Below are 19,003 nucleotides of genomic sequence, written 5' to 3'. Positions count from 1 at the left end.
AGGAGGGTGTTCACGGTTGGAACCATTGGGTCACAAGAGGACTGAGGATAATTATCGTGGTTTGTTGAGTGTTCTTTTAATGAGGCTGTTCACTGAGAATGCGCTATTTAGCGATTTCAGCTTCGTAATGGCTGGGAAGGGTTGGTCAAAAGCGTAGGCTCATGAACGGCCACTTCCGGCCAAAAGCAGTCACTTGCTGCTGGCAGAGTAAGCCCTGGGACTCCTCGCCAGCATTAATATCATGCGTGCACCCGGTTAGTTAATTTATTGAAATGGGCAATAATTTTTCCTAAAGATCCAGCTGCATGCCGTCCTTATTTACTAGCTCGTAGGTATTGAGAAAGTTTTAGGCTTGTGATCTTCAGATTGAAGCCAGCGGCGTCTTTCTGGATCAAAAAAATACTTTGCTACAGTTACTACCGTAAGGTTATTGTCAGGCTGCTGCCTGACACTTAAGCGATTGTATTGCAGAGGTTGTGAGGCTCGCTCGCTGTTTACCACACCTGTGCTTCCACAACCGACTATGAGCAATTTATTGCCGCCATCACCATTTTGATCAATCAGTTCTTCGTGGGCGAAGTGCCTATGCCCGTGCAGGGCAATGCTGAACCCATTTTCAATTAGCGAGTGCTTTATATAGGCTGCATCCCTGAGTACTTCGTCAGGTTTCTTAAGGTTCGTTTCAAGCGAACTAACGGGTAATAAATGGTGATGTAGCAAGGCGATTTTTAATGGCTTTCTTTCGGAGCAAAGTGCGTTAATTTCTTGCATTGCATTTTTAAATTGCGTTTCCCCAATGTAACCTCTGTGATCATCTGGCCCCTCTAGGACTGCCGAGTTAAAGCCCACGATCACGATGTTCCATTTTTCAATCAGGTCATGTATTTCGTACAGCCGTTCTGGCTCTACTTGATTGTCAATATGCAAGCCGAAGCTGCTACGAAATCGAATGTAAGGTGAAAACCCTAAGTATCGGGCTTTAGGGTCGGCCTGTTGGATGCTCCAGTTGACATCGTGATTTCCCGGGATTATTGCTATGTTTTTTCCTGAATGACGAACCCCATCGTTTAGTGCATTCCCAATTGCGGTTATGCATTTTGCAGCTGATTCAAACTCATCAGTGAGTGCCATTTGTGTTACGTCACCAGTAACGGCAAGAAAGTCTCCGCGATTTGAGGTGGCGCTTAGCGATTCAATAAAGTATTTTTCCAAGCTAGGCCTGTCTGACATTGGAATGTTGTCATTGGCAATAGGGATGCTAGAGAAGTAATGCTTCGATCCGAAGTGGATATCGGAAATTTGAATTAGCATGAAATTTTTCTCATGCTCTTCTTTTGTGGCGTTAAGTCCGATTGCAGTGTTGGCTAGACGAGGGGGGGTCGCAGATACGTAGGCTCTAAATAATGGGTCTTGAATCCTGTAGTATTGCTCAGCAACTTTAACCAACTCAAATCCTGAAGACTCTTTTTGCAGATCCGCTACCCAGTATGATGGATTGGATATACCCTGCGTTTCTGCAAGAGGATAAGCAATGGTTGTATGCACAACATCTTCACCTACAGAGGCAAAAATACGCAATACCGTCTCTCGTTGGTGTGAATTACCTATCGCTTTTAAATACCTATCTTCTAGAGATCTGTCGGCTCGGCTGCTAGCTATATGCTGGAGAGCCTCCTCTAGAGTACCTTTGTCAATAAGATTTTTTTTGTTTTTAAAAGCCAGGGACAGCGCATGCTTCCCAACAAGGTGTAACAGGTAGGGGTGACCATTTACAATCTGAACCAAATGATCTACAGCTGTTTTTTCAAACACAATCTCGCTGGAGATATATTCTTGCGCCTTAGCTACAATTAGCCGAAGTTCATCCTCGCTCATGTTGGGGACTTCTAGCTTTCCTGTGTCTAGCTGACGCTCTATTGACTTATGGTCTCTTACGAGCTCTTTTTCCGTTTGACCGATTCCGGTGACAATAAACACACAATTTCCGGGGTTTGCCTTGATCAATGAGGCAAAGCCAGCGTGGTTATCTATTAGCTCAAATTCATCTATAAATACAGCAACGCCATTACTAGAAAGAGTCGCGCATTTCGCAACTCGCCCCCAGAAGTCAGAAACAAGCTTCGGGTTCAAAGTATCTCCCAAGTCATATGTCCCGACTTCCCTAAGATCAAGCAATTCATTCCACTGTGCCAGCGCATTTTCATCAATCAGCAATCTGTATAATAATTGATTGATGTTCGTGATTGACGAGTCTCTGGTTAAAAAACAGATAACATAATCGAAGTTCTCATCTGCCAGCTCTGAACCTATCGATCGAAGTAACTCATTATTCCCGGAGGCTATTAAGGAAAGCTGGCGCGCCAATGAGGACTTTCCAATACCTCTGTTGCCATGAATAAATATATTGTCATTAGATAGTAAAAGTTCCGCTCCTTTCTCAACTTGGCTTTTTCGGCCAGAAAATCGATTTGGGTCAGATATTTCTTTTGCTGGCTGAAAGGCCTCGAGAATATTTTTATATAGAATTGCCACAGTTAGCCAAATCCTTTATTAAAATTATATAACCTCTACTTGAATTTAATCAGGAGGAGATATTGCGAACTGCTCCAGTGCCAAGGAGCCTCATTTTTGCATAATACACGAATGATGGCATGTTGATGTCATTTCTATGCGTGATTTGGTGATAGAGGGCGATATTTTTAGGGATAAGCGGGGGTAATAGGGTTGGTCGCATCTCTCAAATAATTTTGGTTTCCAGAGAAGGTTCGAATTAGTGTTTCATCCCAGATCGTGCGGGGATGGGCGAGGGACGTCCAGTTCCCAATGGCCTTTTTTGGCCGAAAACGGCCTATCGAAACCTGCTACTGCAACCTCAGCAGCCCTCATGTCGCGCAGCGCTCGAATGATCCATGCCAAGCAGCAAATATTAGTGCTGACCACGTTTGCAGGCAAACTGCCATCAAAAGATATGCATAATGAAGCCATTGCCTAGTCCCTCGGATCAGTCGGTGCCCGATGATTGCCCTGTTCGTCCTGCTCGCCGCCCTACCCTCCCTGACCCTACTGCGGGCACTGCACCGCCAACGCCAGGAACACTGCACGCTGCTGGCGGATTTGGACGTGGGCGTAGTGCAACTGGCCCGCAATGGCCGAGTGCGTTGGCATAACCCGGCCGCCGCCGAATTGCTCGGTTGTGCCCGTACTCCGCTGCTGGGCCTGCGCCTACGAGAACGCTTGCCTCCGTTGACCGCGCCCGCCGGCACGCTGCAGGTCACGGGTGACGATGGTCAACCACGCGCGTTGCACATCAGCCAGCAAAGCACGACCCATGCAACGCAATGGCTGTTGATCCGTCCGGTGCTGGTCGAGGCCGAACGCTTTCAGCGCAGCCAGTATTTCGCCTGTATCGGCACCTGGGACTGGGACATCGACACCAACCGCCTGTACTGGTCCGACGCCATTTTCGGCATGTTCGGCTATTCGGTCGATGAAGTGACGCCCAGCTACGAGTTGTTCTGCAACGCGGTTCACCCGGACGATCGGGCCGGTGTGCGCGCCGGCGAATTGCGCTGCATCGAAACCGGCGAGAACCACGACGAGGAGTATCGGGTGGTCTGGCCGGACGGTACGCTGCGCTGGCTGCGCGAGACCGGAAACGTGATCAAGGATGCACTTGGCACGCCCATCAAGATGATGGGCGTGGTGCGTGATATCACCGAGGAGAAAGCATGGGCCCATCAATTGCACCGGCTAGCCCACCATGACCCGCTGACCGGCCTGCCCAACCGTTTAGCGTTCGAGGAACGCCTGGAAAGTGCCCTGGCTTTGGCCCGGCACAACCACAACCGGGTTGCACTGGTGTTCATCGACCTCAACGGGTTCAAGGCGATCAACGACAACCTTGGCCACGCGGCCGGCGATCAGGTCTTGAAGACCACCGCGACCCGCCTGCACGAAACGCTGCGCAACTCGGACAGTGTGGCGCGGCTGGGCGGCGACGAGTTTGTCACCGTGTTCGAAGGTCTATCGGCCGAACGTTCCCCCGAAGACGAGGCCGGGATGATCGCGCAGAGGTTGCTGGCCTCGCTGGACGCTCCCATCAGTCTGGGTAATACGCAGCAGTTGGTCGGAGTCAGCCTGGGCATCGCCCTCTTCCCCGATCACGCGCAGACGCGCGACCAACTGATTCATGTCGCCGATCTGGCGATGTACGAGGCCAAGCGCAGCGGCGACAACCAGTACCGCCTGGGCCAGGCGCAGACTCAGGTGCTGCGCGCCCGCAACGGCTGACTCAGATACCCACGCAAAGCGCAGAGACTTGTAGTCGAATTACCCCCTCGCAACGACCGGTGCATGCTCGGCCATCAACTCTATGACCCAGTCGATAAACACCCGCACCTTGGTGCTGACATGACGGTTGGGCGGGAATGCCAGATACATCGGCATCGGTTCCATCTGCCATTCCTCGAACAGCGGCAGCAGCTCGCCGCTGGCAAGGTGCGGTTTGGCCATGTACTGCGGTAGCCAAAGCACGCCCAGGCCCGCCAGCCCTGCGGCAAGGTAGGCATTGCCATCGTCGGTGATCAACAACGGGCGGCCTTGGACCTCGATGATCTCTTCGCCGCGCTGCAGGGTGTAGGGCAAGGCTTTGCCGGTACGCGACCACAGAAAGCCGACCGTACTGTGCCGGCCATCCTCCAGCTCACGTGGATGCGCCGGCTTGCCGAAACGCTGCAGGTAGTCTGGCGTGGCATAGATGCCGAGCTTGAGGTCCCCCACATGCCGTGCCACCAGGGATTGATCGGTGATCTCGCCGCCACGCACTACGCAGTCGATGTTCTCGCCAATGATGTCGATGATGCGGTCGCTCACGCCCATGGTCAGCTGGATTTCCGGGTAGCGTGCATAGAAGCCTGGCAAGGCGGGGATCAGTACCATGCGCGCCAGCGGGCTGGGCACGTCCACCCGCAATCGGCCGCGGGGTGCGGTCGATGCGCTGGACAAGCTGGTCTCGGCATCGTCCATATCGGCCAGCAGCCGGATCACGCGTTCATAGTAGGCCGCGCCATCGGCGGTGATGTTGACCTTGCGTGTGGTGCGGTTGAGCAGACGCACGCGCAGCCTCGCCTCCAGTTGCTGGACGAGTTGCGTCACGCTGGTCTTGCTCATGTGCAGGGTGGCTGCCGCCTTGGTGAAACTGCCGGTTTCCACCACTCGGACGAAGGCCTGCATCGCATCGAAACGGTCCATTTCACGCCTCAATAGGTCGGGATAGTTTGGATTCTACAAACAATCATGACCAGAGTTGCTGGTTTATCCAGGCCGGTGGCCTTTTTACAGTGGCTCCCTCTTGAACAGCGGGCCGCGATGGCCCTGAAGGAGCTAGGCCATGACCCCTAAACGTGATGCCGTTTTCCCGCCTGACCGCCATGCACTCTACGAACTGCACCGCTATTCGCCGGCGATTCGTTCCAATGGCTTTCTGTTCGTATCCGGCCAGGTCGGCAGCCGCAAGGATGGTTCGGCCGAACCGGACCTCGCGGCACAGGTGCGCCTGGCCTTCACCAACCTCAACGCGATCCTGGCAGAGGCCGGCAGTAGCTTCGACGATGTGGTCGACACGACCATCTTCATGCTCGACCCCGACTCGAAGTTCGAAACGATCTGGGAAGTAGCGGCTGAGTACTGGGGCGAAGCGCCCTACTCCACAGCGACCGCCATCGGCGTGACCTGGCTGGCCGGCTTCGACTTCGAGATCAAGGTGATCGCCAAACTACCGGAGGTCCGCTAGCACGAGCGTTTCCATCAGCAAGAGGGCGTCAGCAAGAGGCTCTGGGCTCGGTTGCAAAATGCCCACTTGATCATGAGCGCGACTAATACTTTATTGAAATCAATTCGTTTTTGTTCATACAGCACCCCCCATAAAATACCGGCAGCTCTTCACTGAGGCGCCCTGAAGGCTGCCACGGGAGAAAACAGACTATTGGCCAGAACTGAAAGGCAATCAGCCCATTCAGTTCTGGCAGGTAAAAACGGGGTGCAAGGCACGATGAACGAAGAACTCACATTTTCTATCAAAAGCGTTTGCTTTGATGAGCATTACACGCCTTCAGACAACACCCGAATCACGACCAACTTCGCCAATCTGGCCAGGGGTGAGAGCCGTGAAGAGAATTTGCGCAACACCTTGAAGATGATTGATAACCGCTTCAATGCGCTGGCGCACTGGGATAACCCCACGGGTGATCGTTACAAGGTCGAGCTGGAGATCATCTCCGCCGCAATGAGTATCGACGCGCAAAGCCGAGACAATGCGGTCCCGTTGATTGAAGTGTTGAAAACTACGATTGTCGATCGACAAACCGGTGAGCGCATCAACGGCATCGTGGGTAACAACTTCTCCTCTTACGTACGCGACTATGATTTCAGTGTGCGGTTGTTGGAGCACAACAAAAACCAGTCCGGTTTCAGTACGCCAGAAGACTTTGGCGATTTGCATGGCAAGCTGTTCAAGTGCTTCGTCAATTCAACGACGTACAAGCAGCACTTTGACAAACCGCCGGTTATTTGCCTGAGCATTTCCAGCGCCAGAACCTACCATCGAACCGAGAATCAGCACCCAGTGCTGGGCTTTGAGTACGTGCAGGATGAGTACTCATTGACGGATGAATATTTCAAGAAGATGGGCTTGAAGGTTCGCTATTTCATGCCGCCGAACAGCGCTGCGCCGCTGGCGTTTTATTTCTCGGGCGATCTGCTGGGCGATTACACCAACCTTGAGTTGATTGGCACCATCAGCACGATGGATACCTTCCAGAAGATCTATCGGCCGGAGATCTATAACGCTAACTCAGCGGCCGGAAAATCCTATCAGCCGAGCCTGAAGAACCAGGACTACTCCTTGACTCGGATCGTGTACGACCGAGAAGAACGCAGTCGGCTGGCGATCGAGCAAGGAAAGTTTGCCCAAGAACAATTTATCAAGCCCTATCAAGCCGTACTTGAGCAGTGGTCTGTCAGTTGCGCTCTTTGATTAATTGAAAGCCAAGGTCATTTTTCATGAAAAAACTGTTACCCACTTCTACCGCAGGCAGCTTGCCCAAGCCTTCCTGGCTTGCTCAACCCGAGACGCTCTGGTCACCGTGGAAATTACAAGGTGATGAACTGGTTGAGGGCAAGCAAGATGCGCTGCGCCTGTCGCTGCATGAACAACAGTTGGCCGGAATCGATATCGTCAGCGACGGTGAGCAGACTCGTCAGCATTTCGTAACGACCTTCATCGAGCACCTCGACGGCGTTGATTTCGAAAACCGCGAGACGGTCAGGATTCGTGATCGTTACGATGCGAGCGTGCCGACCGTCGTGGGCGCCGTCGCTCGGAAAAAGCCGGTCTTTGTTGAAGACGCCAAGTTCTTGCGCCAGCAAACCGGGCAGCCTATCAAGTGGGCCCTGCCAGGCCCGATGACGATGATCGATACCCTCTACGATGCTCATTACAAGAGCCGTGAAAAGCTGGCCTGGGAATTCGCCAAGATTCTCAACCAGGAGGCCAAGGAGCTGGAAGCTGCCGGGGTCGACATCATTCAATTCGACGAGCCGGCATTCAACGTGTTTTTCGATGAAGTCAACGACTGGGGTGTCGCCACGCTGGAAAGGGCGATTGAAGGGCTTAAATGCGAAACCGCCGTGCATATCTGCTACGGCTATGGCATCAAAGCCAACACCGATTGGAAGAAGACACTGGGCTCGGAGTGGCGACAGTACGAGGAAGCCTTTCCCAAGCTGCAAAAATCCAGCATCGATATCGTTTCGCTGGAGTGTCACAACTCCCATGTCCCCATGGAGCTGATCGAACTCATTCGAGGCAAGAAGGTGATGGTCGGCGCCATTGACGTGGCCAACCATGCCATTGAAACGCCCGAGGAAGTGGCCAATACCCTGCGCAAAGCACTTCAATTCGTCGATGCCGACAAGCTCTACCCCTGCACCAACTGTGGTATGGCGCCCCTGCCGCGTCGCGTCGCCAGGGGCAAATTGAACGCGTTGAGTGCTGGCGCAGAGATCGTTCGCAGAGAGCTTCTGAACGCACGCTGAGCACGGTCATCTCGTCACACGTCGATGGCGAACCGATTGGTTTCACCTGCCAGTCGTTTTATAGCGTATCGATGAGCCCGCCACTGGTGTCGCGCGGCATCAACATTCATCTGCAAACCCGTCTATATTTCGACGACGAACCTGAGGCCAATGCACTGGACCCGGTACTGAACCTGATCGAGCAGCCCCATCGTCGCGCCCCCTTGATCGCCAAGCGCTGTACCGTGGATGGCCAGTTGGCCTACTGCTTCGATATTCATGTCCAAGGCGCAGCAGAAACCGTGCTTTTCGATTTCTGACGCCCAAGCAACACCTTGGTGCCTGAACCGTTCAACCGAGCACAGGCATACAAGACCTCGGGTCCGGTTTCACACGATAGTGCGCTGAGCCACTTGCCCCCATCCGAGGAGTTTTACATGAGTACATTCGTAGCCAAAGACGGTACACAGATCTATTTCAAAGATTGGGGCAGCGGTAAGCCCGTGTTGTTCAGCCACGGCTGGCCGCTGGATGCCGACATGTGGGAATACCAGATGGAATACCTGAGCAGCCGCGGTTTTCGCACCATCGCGTTTGACCGCCGGGGTTTCGGCCGCTCGGATCAACCGTGGACCGGTAACGATTACGACACCTTCGCCGATGATATTGCCCAGTTGATCAACCACCTGGACCTCAAGGAGGTGACCCTGGTGGGCTTCTCCATGGGCGGCGGCGATGTATCCCGCTACATCGCACGCCATGGCACCGCCCGCGTAGCCGGCCTGGTGCTGCTGGGGGCGGTGACACCGCTGTTCGGCCAGAAACCGGATTACCCGCAGGGCGTGCCGACCGAGGTGTTCGATGGCATCAAAGTCGGTCTGCTCAAGGATCGTGCGCAGTTCATCGCCGACTTCAATGCGCCGTTCTTCGGCCTCAACAAGGGCCAGAAAGTCTCGGACGGCGTCCTCACCCAGACCCTGCAGATCGCCCTGCAAGCTTCGCTCAAGTCCACCGTGGATTGCGTCACCGCCTTCTCGCAGACCGACTTCCGCCCGGACATGGCCAAGATCGACGTACCAACCCTGGTGATCCACGGCGACGGTGACCAGATCGTACCGTTCGAGACCACTGGCAAGGTCGCCGCCCAGATGATCAAAGGGGCCGAGCTCAAGGTGTACAAGGACGCACCCCACGGGTTCGCCGTGACGCATGCCCAGGCATTGAATGAAGATCTGCTGGCGTTCCTGAACCGCTGAAACACCGTCTCCTCATTTGGTCGGGCTTGCCCAGATGCCACGGACGATGAATAACTTGTGGGAGGGGGCTTGCTCCCGATGAGGGTGTGTCAGTCAGCAGTTTATCGACTGACTCACCGCTATCGGGAGCAAGCCCCCTCCCACAGTGACAGCGTTAAGCCTTAACTGACTGGCATTAGGGTTATGCACGCCCAGGCATTGAATGAAGATCTGCTGGCGTTCCTGAACCGTTGAAACACCGTCTCCTTATTTGGCCGGGCTTACCCTGATACCAGTCAGTCAAGCGATAGAACGGACGATGAATAACTTGTGGGAGGGGGCTTGCTCCCGATGAGGGTGTGCCAGTCAGCAATTTATCGACTGACTCACCGCTATCGGGAGCAAGCCCCCTCCCACAGTGACAGCGTTAAGCCTTGACTGACTGGCATTAGGGCTTGCTCGGCCCTTTTTTATTCAGGACCTTTTTATTCAGGCCCAATGCCGGCCCAATGCCAAAGGGCCCGGCCCACTGATCAGCACGCTGGTGAAGATGATCAGCAGCAACCAGCCGAACTGCCCTTCGAACAGCGTCCACTCAGGATGCACCACCAACATCGCAATCAGCAGCACAGCCAGGATCGGCAAGCACGCCAGGCGGGTCAGCACCCCGGCGATGATCAGCAACGGGCACAGCACCTCGGCGAAGATCGCCAACAGCAAGGTGAGATTGGCGCCCAAGTGAAAAGGATCCTCGATCAATTTCAGCTGCGCGCTGTAGTCCAGCAACTTCGGCAAACCATGGACCCACAGCAGGAACAACGCCCCGCTGACGCGCAAAAACAGCAGCCCGATATCCTGATGTCTTGATTCGTTCATACGCACCTCGTGTCTAGGGAAACCAAGACGATTGTCTTGCAGCCACCGCCCATTGGCTTGCAGCCATGTGCTCACATGAAAGGGTTCCGATTGAATCAACGGCCGCGTAAGGTAGTCCCACTTCATAGGTCCACGACTACAGGAATCGCACGATGTCCCTGCCTCAAGACATGACGTTGATTGAAATCACCAGCCCTGGCGCCCCCGAGGTGCTCAAGCCACGTTCGGCACCGGTGCCCGCCCCGGCCGCCGGCGAAATCCTGATCCGCGTGCATGCCGCCGGGGTCAACCGCCCCGACGCCCTGCAACGCGCCGGCAAGTACCCGATGAAACCTGGCATGAGCCCGATTCCTGGGCTTGAAGTGGCGGGTGAAGTGGTGGCGCTGGGCGACGGCGTGACGACCTACGCCCTGGGCGACAAGGTGTGCGCGCTGACCAATGGCGGCGGCTACGCACAATATTGCAGCGTGCCTGCCAGCCAGGCGTTGCCGGTTCCCGACAGCATGGATTGGATTCATGCCGCCGCCATCCCGGAAACCTTCTTCACGGTGTGGGCCAACCTGTTCGGCTTGGGCGGTGCGCACAAGGGCCAGCGCGCCTTGATCCACGGCGGCACCAGTGGCATCGGCACCACCGCGTTGATGCTGTGTCGCGAATTCGGCATCCAGGCCTTTGCCACCGCCGGCAGCGACGACAAATGCGCCGCCATCACCCAGTTGGGGGCCGAGGCGATCAATTATCGCGAGCAGGATTTCGCTCAGGTCATCGCCGAAAAAACCGGCGGCCAAGGGGTGAATGTGGTGCTCGACATCATGGGCGCCTCTTACCTCAACAACAACCTCAAGGCCCTGGCGATGGACGGCCGCCTGGTGATGCTGGGCTTCCTCGGCGGCGGCAAGGCCAATGACGTCGACCTGCTAACCATCCTGGCTAAGCGCGCCAACATCACCGGTTCACTGCTGCGCCCGCGCACCCGCGAAGAGAAAGCCGCGATTGCCGAGCAGTTGCGCGAACACGTCTGGCCGGCGCTGTCAGCGGGACGTTGCGTGCCGATGATCGACCAGGTGTTCGATTACACCGAGGCCGCCCAAGCCCATGCGCGGATGGAAGGTGGCGACCATATTGGCAAGATCGTGTTGCGGGTCGCCTGACTATTCGGCGTAGGCCGGGTAATCGGTGTACCCCGCCTGCGTCCCGCCATACAAGCCTTCAGCCCGCAGCGGATTCAGCGGCCAGCCGTTGAAGAGCCGCTGCGGCAGGTCCGGGTTGGCAATGAACGGACGTCCGAACGCGATCAGGTCCGCCAGGCCCGCTTCGACCAGCCGTGCACCGCGTCCAGCGGTGTAGCGGCCGGCGTAAATGATGCGGCCGCTGAAGGCGCTGCGCACCGCTTCACGGAAGGTGTCGGGCAGGTCCGGCGCGTTGTCCCAGTCCGCCTCGGCGATCGACACATAGGCAACCCCCGACGCCTCCAGCACCTTGATCGCTTCGATGTAGGTGTGATGCGGATCGTCTTCCACCAGGCCGATATACACCCGCTCCTGCTGCGTGCCACTGAACAGCGGCGAGAAACGCACACCGAGGCGCTGCGGCCCGACCACGGCACTCACGGCCTCGACGATTTCCCGCAGGAAACGCAAGCGATTGTGCAGCGAGCCACCGTACTCGTCGTCACGCTGGTTGGCATGCGCGGAGATAAACTGATTGACCAGGTAACCATTGGCGGCGTGGATTTCCACACCGTCGAAGCCCGCATCCAGGGCATTGCGGGCGGCTTGGGCGTAATGCCCCACCAGTTCTTCGATTTCCAACACGCTCAACGCGCGCGGTACCGGCGGTTGCACCAGCTCACCCGTGCCCGGCCCGGTGGCAATAAAGGCTTTCGCTTGTTGGGCAGCAATGGCAGACGGCGCAACCGGAGCGGCGCCATCCGGTTGCAGCGCGTTATGCGAGACACGGCCGACGTGCCACAACTGCGCAAAGATCACCGCGCCTTCGGCATGGACCGCGTCGGTGACGGTGCGCCAGCCGTCGATCTGCGCCGGGGTGTAGATACCCGGCGTCCACGCGTAGCCCTGGCCTCGGGGCTCGATCTGCGTGCCCTCGCTGATCATGAAACCGGCGCTGGCGCGCTGGCGGTAATACTCGGCCATCAGCGCGGTGGCGATGTCGCCGGGTTGTGCGCTGCGTTGGCGCGTCAAGGGTGGCAGCACGATGCGGTTGTTCAAGGTGTGGTTGCCCAACTTGATCGGGGCATTTAAAACACTGTGGATCATCAGCAAGATTCCAGATTCAGCACGAACGAAAGCCTTGGCGACCCTTGAGGGTCGCCAATTCAATAGAGAGGTTGAGTGAGTTAAGCGGTGAGTTTCAGCAGGGCCTTGGCCGCATCACTGGAGCTGGCCGGGTTCTGCCCGGTGACCAGCAAACCGTCCTGGAGCACGAAAGACTGCCAGTCGGCGCCTTTTTCATAGTGGCCGCCGAGGGCCTTGAAATCATCTTCAACCAGAAACGGCACCACGTCGGTCAGGCCCACGGCCGCCTCTTCCGAATTGGAGAAGCCGGTCACTCGGCGGCCCTTGACCAGCGGCTCGCCGTTCACCGCCTTGACGTGGCGCAGCGCGCCCGGCGCGTGGCAGACAAAACCGATGGGCTTGCCGGCGCGTTCGAACGACTCGATCAGTGCGATGGACGTCGGCGACTCAGCCAGATCCCACAGCGGGCCATGGCCGCCGGGGTAGAACACCGTGTCGAAGTCTGCGGCCTTGACCGTGTCCAGGCGTAGGGTGCTGGCCAGGGCTTGTTGCGCTGCCGGGTCCGCCGCAAAACGTCGCGTCTGCTCGGTTTGCGCATCCGGTTGATCGCTCACCGGGTCCAGCGGCGGCTGGCCACCGGCCGGGGATGCCAGTACCACCTCGGCACCGGCGTCTTTGAATACGTAATAGGGTGCAGCAAACTCTTCAAGCCAGAAGCCGGTTTTCTTGCCGGTATCGCCAAGCTGGTCGTGAGAGGTCAGTACCATCAATACTTTCATCGTTCAGTGCCTCGGGATGTCTGTGGGTTGAAGCTTATGAGCCGGGTGGTTGCCGCACAACGTCATATCCGCAAGGTTTTCGGACATGCCACAGTGGCAGTTGCCGTTTGCCCGCCATCCACCGACAATCCCTCGCCCCTGCCCCTGGAGAAACACGATGCATAGCGTCGCGCTGCTGGTTTACCCGAACTTCCAATCCCTGAGCCTCAGCCTGGCCTCGGTGTTCGAGTGTGCAAACCTGCTCCAGGGCGAGCCGGTCTATGAGTTCCACCTGGTGTCGGAGCATGGCGGTGCCGTGATGACGTCCCAGGGCTTTTCGGTCAATACCACGCCGATGCGGCCTGAGGGCTATGACACGTTGATCGTCAGCGGTTACCTGGAGTTCCAATTACCCGAGGCCAACTTGCCGGCCCTGGTCAAGAGCGCCTCCACGCAGTCGCGACGGATCGCTTCGCTGTGCATGGGCATCTTCGTGCTGGCCGAAGCCGGGCTGCTCGACGACAAGCGCGCCGCCACCCATTGGATTCACGCCCCGGCCTTCCGCAAGCGCTACCCCCACATCCACCTGGAAGAAGACAAGCTGTTTGTCGTCGATGGTCAAGTGTGGACCGGCGCCGGCATGAGTGCCGGCGTGGACCTGGCGCTGGCCATGGTCGAAAACGACCTGGGCAGCGACCTGGCCCGGCGTATCGCACGCAAACTGGTGATCGCCCAGCGCCGTGGCAGCGAGCAGTCGCAATTGTCGGCACTGCTGGAACTGGACCCCAAGTCCGACCGCGTGCAACTGGCCCTGGCCTATGCCCGCGAGAACCTGACCCATGACTTGTCCGTGGAAGCCCTGGCCGACGTGGCGCGGCTCAGCCCACGCCAGTTCAGCCGGGTGTTTCGTGAAGAAACCGGGCAAACCCCGGCCAAGGCCATCGAGTCCCTGCGGGTGGAGGCGGCCCGGGCCTTGATGGAAACCAGCCGTCATCCGGTCGAAGTGGTGGCCCGCGAAACCGGCTTCGGGGATCGCGAGCGCATGCGCCAGGCGTTCCTGCGCGCGTTCGGGCAACCGCCGCAGGCGATGCAGCAGCTGCTGTTCGCGACACACTCGGGCAGCACCCGCGCCTGATCGCCGGGCATCTCGACGCTCAACCCTGCTGTCAGTGCAGCGCTGCCCGTGTGATCAGGTAACTCACCAACTGCGGTTCATCGTCCAGCTCGAGGGTTTGCACCGGGCGCGGCAGGTTATCCAGCACATTGCGCCAAAACGCCTGCGCCACTTCGTCCTGGTCATAGAAACGCAACAGCCAATTGGCCTCGCCGCTGCACAGCACCTGGGTGGCGATGGCGCGGCCGATGCCTTTGCGGCGATAGCGCTTGAGGATGAACAGGTCGGCCAGTTCCAGCGCGTCGATGCCCGGCAACTCGCTGCCTTCGATCAGCAGGAAGCCGGCGATGTAGCCATCGACCAACAACAGGTTGGCGCTCCACTGCGGGTCTTGCCAGTAACGGGCCAGGTGTTCGTCGTGGATGTAGAAACGGCCGTCCGCTTCGACATCTTCCTGCTCCCAGTCCGAGGACTCGTAGGCGTAGTACTGGTAGAGATTGCGGATCAGCTCGGCTTCGTCGGGGCCGGTCTGGATCAGTTCGACGGTGGTTTCAGGCATGGGGCTCTCAGTGAAAAAACACAGGGCGCCATTGTTCACAAAACCCGCAGGCAGGCCAATACATTGTCCAACCTTTCTGTTGGCTGAACCGATTGCGTATTTATCCAGCCCCGGCCAAAATCCTGAAACATTTAGAATAAACTTTGCCAATTACCCCGCCCTTTATTCAAGGACACCTATCTTGACAAACGTTTGTACCGCTGGCCTTGACGTAGGTTTTGCCTCCCTGGACTACCTGCAGATCTTCATCCTGGGCGTGATCCAGGGCATTACCGAACTCTTGCCGGTGTCGTCCACCGCCCACATGCGTGTAGTGCCGGCACTGCTCGGCTGGCAAGACCCCGGCTCGGCGTTTTCCGCTGCGATGCAGTTGGCGGCCCTGGCGGCGGTGGTCAGTTACTTCTGGCGCGATGTACGCCAGGTCACCACCGGCAGCATCAGCGCGGTGCGCCGGGGTGACTACAACGACCGCTGGTTCAAGTTGGCCGTGGCGATTGTGCTGGCAACCATCCCTATCGGCATCGCCGGCCTGGCGCTGTCTTCCACCCTGAACGCCTGCAACTCGCCGTTGCGTGGCTTGATGGTGATCGGCATTTCCTGCGTGGTCATGGCCGTGTTGCTGGCGGTGGCCGAGGTGCGGGCTCGCCATACCCGGGAAGTGAGCGAAATGCGCCTGCGTGACGCCTTGATCGTGGGTATTGCGCAGATCGGCGCATTGATCCCAGGCGTATCGCGTTCGGGCTCGACCCTGACCGCCGCGCTGTTTCTCAACTTCAAGCGTGAAGAAGCCGCACGCTTTTCCTTCCTGCTGGGCCTGCCGGCCATTGCGTTGGCCGGTTTGAAGGAACTGTGGGTGCTGCTGCACGCCGAGATGCCGGCCCATGCCTGGTCGCACTTGCTCTTCGGGCTGGTGGTTGCCAGCGTATCGGCGTTCTTTGCGATCTGGGGCCTGATGAAGTTCCTGGAGCGGTTCTCCACCTGGCCGTTCGTGATCTACCGCGCGCTGTTGGGGGTTTTCCTGATTGTGGCGGTCAGCACGGGGTTGTTGGGCTAAGACCGGGTTCGCGGTCGGCCAGCTCCTCGAGCAGGTCGGCCGACGGCACAAAAAACAGGCTCCCGGTGACCGCCGTGCTGAAGTCCAGCAAGCGGTCATAGTTGCCGACCGGACGGCCGACGAACATGTTTTCCAGCATCTGCTCCAGCGGCTGCGGCGAACGCGCATAGCCGATGAAGTAGGTGCCGAACTCCCCGGCGCCGGGGCGGCCGAAAGGCATGTTGTCGCGCAGGATTTTCACTTCTTCGCCGTTTTCGTCGGTGATCACCGTCAACGCGCTGTGGGAGTTGGTCGGCTTGGTCTCGTCATCCAACTCAATGTCCGCCAACTTGGTGCGCCCGATCACCTTTTCCTGGGCTTCCACCGTCAGGCCGTTCCAGGCCGTCATATTGTGCAGGTATTTCTGCACCAGCACGTAGCTGCCACCGCTGAAACCCGGGTCTTCGTCGCCGACGAGGGCGAACGCCTCGGCTTTGCGCCCCACCGGGTTCTCGGTGCCGTCGACAAACCCGATGATGCTGCGCATATCGAAGTAACGGAACCCCTGGACCTCATCCACGACTTTCACGCTGTCGCCCAAGGCCGCCATCAACTGGGTGGCCAGCTCGAAGCACAGGTCCATCTGATCGGCGCGGATGTGCAGGAGAATATCCCCTGGCGTGGCCACCGCCTTGCGCCCTTCTACACCGAACTCGCGAAACGGATGCAATGCCGCCGGGCGCGGCGCGCCGAACAGTCGGTCCCACGCCTGGGAGCCAAACCCGCACACACAGGTGAGATTGCCCGACGGTACGCGCTTGCCCACCGAACGCACCAGGCCGGCGATATCGGCGCACCAGGCGCGCACGCTGTCGACGTTACCGGGTGCGAGGGTGGCGACCATGAAAATCGCGCTGCTGGTGATCGGGTGGCAAACAGACTGCGGCTCCAGGGGCGGCCGTACCGGACAGGTTTTCATGATGAGGTTCCACAGGCTAAAGGAGGTTTGAATTCGCGCAGATTAGCAGTTCATATCCGACAGATCAGTCAAGATCACTCGCCGCATGCCGTTCAAGCACACCCTCATCGGCCGAAGTCCGATTCACCCGCCGCCCGCGCTGCACCGCCGGCCGTGCCTCGATCGCCTCGGCCCAGCGCAGCACATGCTTGTACTCATGCACCGACAAAAACTGCGCCGCGCCATATAGACGCCCTTTCACCAACCCGCCGTACCAGGGCCAGATCGCAATATCGGCAATGGTGTACTCATCCCCGGCAATGTATTGGCTCACCGCCAAACGCTGGTCCAATACATCGAGCTGGCGCTTGGTCTCCATGGCAAAGCGGTTAATGGGGTATTCCATCTTGCTCGGCGCATACGCATAAAAATGCCCAAAACCACCGCCCAGATAGGGTGCGCTGCCCATCTGCCAGAACAACCACGACAAACACTCGGCATGCGCGGCCGGCTCGGTCGGCAAGAACGCGCCAAACTTCTGCGCCAGGTACTGCAGGATCGCCCCCGACTCAAACACCCGAATCGGCGTATCGCCGCTGTGGTCCATCAAGGCCGGGATCTTGGAGTTCGGGTTGACCGCCACAAAGCCGCTGCCGAACTGATCGCCGTCGCCGATCTTGATCAGCCAGGCATCGTATTCCGCGCCCTTGTGCCCCAGGGCCAACAGCTCTTCGAGCAGGATGGTGACCTTCTGCCCGTTCGGCGTGGCCAGGGAATATAGCTGCAACGGGTGCTTGCCGACCGGCAGCGCTTTCTCGTGAGTCGCGCCGGCAATCGGCCGGTTGATACTGGCGAAGGTGCCACCACTTTCGCTGTCCCAGGTCCATACTTCAGGCGGTACGTAATCGGTCATGCTGAGTGCTCCAGAGGCGCTTTCGATCAACGAAGCGCTCCAGACTAAACCAAAGGTTGATGGTTGGTCACGCAGTGGATGCCACCCCCGCCCGCCGCGATCGCGTCGATATTGAGCTGCACCACGGTGCGCTTCGGATACAGCCGCGACAACAGCTCCAAGGCCCTGCGATCCGCTACCGGGTCGCCAAATTCAGGCGCGATCACCGCGCCATTGATCACGAAATAATTGATGTAGCCGGCGGCGAAGTCGGCGTTGCCTCGGCTGAATTTGCTTTTGCGCGGGTTCAGCGGCGGCGACACGGTGTGTACCTGCAACGGGCGGCCATCGGCGTCGGTGGCGCTGTTGAGAATTGCCAGGTGCGCCAGGGTGACCTTGTGATCGTAGGACTCAGGGTCGGTGTCGAGGTTGGCGAGCACCACGCCGGGCGAAACGAAACGTGCATAGAAGTCGACGTGAGCGTCGGTGATGTCCTTGCCCTTGATGCCCGGCAACCAGATGATCTTGCGCAGGCCCAGGCGCTCCTTGAGTTCGGCTTCGACGTCAGCCTTGCTCCAATCGGGGTTACGGTTACGGTTGATCCAACTGCTCTCGGTCATGATTGCAGTGCCCAGGCCATCCACCTCGATCCCACCACCCTCACCCACCAGCTCGCTGCGGATATGGCGGGCAGCGGTGACTTCGGCAACCTGCCCGGCCAGCATGGCGTCTTCGGCGTGCTGTTGCTTGTTGCCCCACCCGTTGAAGTTGAAGTCCACCGCGCCCTGGCCACCCGCACCGTCGACGACGAAATTGGCACCGGTGTCGCGCATCCAGATATCGTCCAACTCGGTTTCTACAAAGGTGATGTTGCGCGTACCACAGTGCTGCTCGGCCAGCCCGCGCTCGTCTTCACGGCAAAATACCGTGACCGGCTCGTACACGGCAATCGCCCGGGCAATACGGCCCAGCGCCGCTTGCACGTCGGCGGTGAAGTCTTCCCAGATCGCATCCTGGGCGCCAAAGGCGATAAACGCCTGGCGATGCGTTTCACCCTCGTCGGGCATATAGAACTGGCCCTTTACGGCGGCGCGTACATAAGGGGTGAGCAACGTCATGGCGCAGACCACACTGGCTTGTTTGAGGAAGGTTCGACGGGTTGGCATATCAGTCTCTGAGTACGGCGTTGAATTAACGGGGCTTTGTAGTGAGCGGGCTTGCCCCGCGCTGGGGGGCGAAGCCGCCCCAAT

At 58.0% G+C, this 19,003-nt stretch carries 17 protein-coding genes and 1 pseudogene; 9 read left to right on the top strand and 9 right to left on the bottom strand.

Going from position 1 to position 19,003, the window contains the following annotated elements:
• Positions 1-321: 321 nt before the first annotated feature.
• A complete protein-coding gene (locus C9383_RS04625; RefSeq protein WP_143038218.1) occupies positions 322-2,532 on the bottom strand; it encodes an nSTAND1 domain-containing NTPase in 2,211 nt (736 codons plus the stop codon).
• 483 nt (positions 2,533-3,015) lie between these two features.
• Here C9383_RS04625 and C9383_RS04620 point away from each other — a divergent pair, with 483 nt between their 5' ends.
• Positions 3,016-4,290, top strand: a complete 1,275-nt coding sequence (locus C9383_RS04620) for a diguanylate cyclase domain-containing protein (RefSeq protein ID WP_090371817.1) — start codon at positions 3,016-3,018, stop codon at positions 4,288-4,290.
• Between the two features lie 39 nt (positions 4,291-4,329).
• On the opposite strand, the gene C9383_RS04615 is transcribed toward C9383_RS04620, so the two are convergent.
• Entirely contained in the window at positions 4,330-5,250 is a 921-nt protein-coding gene (locus tag C9383_RS04615; RefSeq protein WP_090371819.1) for a LysR family transcriptional regulator, read from the bottom strand.
• Positions 5,251-5,389: 139 nt separating this feature from the next.
• On the opposite strand from C9383_RS04615, the gene C9383_RS04610 reads away from it, so the two are divergent.
• The 5 genes and pseudogenes from C9383_RS04610 to C9383_RS04590 all read left to right on the top strand — a co-directional run bounded on the left by C9383_RS04610 (position 5,390) and on the right by C9383_RS04590 (position 9,329).
• On the top strand, positions 5,390-5,791 hold the full coding sequence (locus tag C9383_RS04610; protein WP_090371821.1) for a RidA family protein: 402 nt from the start codon (positions 5,390-5,392) through the stop codon (positions 5,789-5,791).
• A 258-nt stretch (positions 5,792-6,049) separates the two neighbouring features.
• Entirely contained in the window at positions 6,050-7,033 is a 984-nt protein-coding gene (locus tag C9383_RS04605) for a DUF1852 domain-containing protein (protein ID WP_090372446.1), read from the top strand.
• 26 nt (positions 7,034-7,059) lie between these two features.
• Entirely contained in the window at positions 7,060-8,094 is a 1,035-nt protein-coding gene (locus C9383_RS04600; protein ID WP_090371824.1) for a methionine synthase, read from the top strand.
• Positions 8,095-8,177: 83 nt separating this feature from the next.
• A pseudogene (locus tag C9383_RS04595) lies at positions 8,178-8,393 on the top strand (peptidase associated/transthyretin-like domain-containing protein); the annotation flags it as partial.
• A gap of 117 nt (positions 8,394-8,510) precedes the next feature.
• A complete protein-coding gene (locus tag C9383_RS04590; RefSeq protein WP_090371827.1) occupies positions 8,511-9,329 on the top strand; it encodes an alpha/beta fold hydrolase in 819 nt (272 codons plus the stop codon).
• Between the two features lie 468 nt (positions 9,330-9,797).
• Here the strand turns inward: C9383_RS04590 and C9383_RS04585 are convergent, their stop codons facing one another.
• Entirely contained in the window at positions 9,798-10,184 is a 387-nt protein-coding gene (locus C9383_RS04585; protein WP_060755397.1) for a DoxX family protein, read from the bottom strand.
• A gap of 152 nt (positions 10,185-10,336) precedes the next feature.
• On the opposite strand from C9383_RS04585, the gene C9383_RS04580 reads away from it, so the two are divergent.
• Entirely contained in the window at positions 10,337-11,335 is a 999-nt protein-coding gene (locus tag C9383_RS04580) for an NAD(P)H-quinone oxidoreductase (RefSeq protein ID WP_090371829.1), read from the top strand.
• Here C9383_RS04580 and C9383_RS04575 read toward each other — a convergent pair whose 3' ends face one another.
• Complete coding sequence (locus C9383_RS04575) at positions 11,336-12,460, bottom strand: alkene reductase (RefSeq protein WP_090371831.1); 1,125 nt, start codon at positions 12,458-12,460, stop codon at positions 11,336-11,338.
• 80 nt (positions 12,461-12,540) lie between these two features.
• Positions 12,541-13,218 carry a type 1 glutamine amidotransferase domain-containing protein gene (locus tag C9383_RS04570; protein ID WP_090371834.1) on the bottom strand — a complete coding sequence of 226 codons (678 nt, stop codon included), beginning with the start codon at positions 13,216-13,218 and terminating at the stop codon, positions 12,541-12,543.
• Between the two features lie 157 nt (positions 13,219-13,375).
• Between C9383_RS04570 and C9383_RS04565 the strand changes: the two genes are divergently transcribed.
• Positions 13,376-14,332, top strand: a complete 957-nt coding sequence (locus tag C9383_RS04565) for a GlxA family transcriptional regulator (RefSeq protein WP_090371836.1) — start codon at positions 13,376-13,378, stop codon at positions 14,330-14,332.
• 31 nt (positions 14,333-14,363) lie between these two features.
• Here the strand turns inward: C9383_RS04565 and C9383_RS04560 are convergent, their stop codons facing one another.
• The gene (locus C9383_RS04560; RefSeq protein ID WP_060755402.1) at positions 14,364-14,870 is read right to left on the bottom strand and encodes a GNAT family N-acetyltransferase; all 507 of its coding nucleotides are present in this window, start codon (positions 14,868-14,870) and stop codon (positions 14,364-14,366) included.
• A 181-nt stretch (positions 14,871-15,051) separates the two neighbouring features.
• Here C9383_RS04560 and C9383_RS04555 point away from each other — a divergent pair, with 181 nt between their 5' ends.
• On the top strand, positions 15,052-15,924 hold the full coding sequence (locus C9383_RS04555; RefSeq protein ID WP_090371838.1) for an undecaprenyl-diphosphate phosphatase: 873 nt from the start codon (positions 15,052-15,054) through the stop codon (positions 15,922-15,924).
• Here C9383_RS04555 and C9383_RS04550 read toward each other — a convergent pair.
• From C9383_RS04550 to C9383_RS04540, 3 genes are all read right to left on the bottom strand, one after another.
• The gene (locus C9383_RS04550; RefSeq protein WP_060755404.1) at positions 15,902-16,882 is read right to left on the bottom strand and encodes a Dyp-type peroxidase; all 981 of its coding nucleotides are present in this window, start codon (positions 16,880-16,882) and stop codon (positions 15,902-15,904) included. The two genes, C9383_RS04555 and C9383_RS04550, sit on opposite strands and share 23 nt — an antisense overlap.
• 64 nt (positions 16,883-16,946) lie before the next feature.
• Positions 16,947-17,774: a glutathione-dependent disulfide-bond oxidoreductase gene (yghU, locus tag C9383_RS04545; RefSeq protein WP_060755405.1), complete on the bottom strand. Its 828-nt coding sequence runs from the start codon at positions 17,772-17,774 to the stop codon at positions 16,947-16,949.
• Positions 17,775-17,818: 44 nt separating this feature from the next.
• The gene (locus C9383_RS04540; RefSeq protein ID WP_090371840.1) at positions 17,819-18,919 is read right to left on the bottom strand and encodes an agmatine deiminase family protein; all 1,101 of its coding nucleotides are present in this window, start codon (positions 18,917-18,919) and stop codon (positions 17,819-17,821) included.
• Between the last annotated feature and the right edge of the window lie 84 nt (positions 18,920-19,003).

The sequence above is a fragment of the Pseudomonas palleroniana genome (assembly GCF_003031675.1).
Lineage (GTDB): Bacteria > Pseudomonadota > Gammaproteobacteria > Pseudomonadales > Pseudomonadaceae > Aquipseudomonas > Aquipseudomonas palleroniana.
Note: the sequence above shows the minus strand (reverse complement) of the source record. Positions and strands in the feature narration are given on the sequence as shown.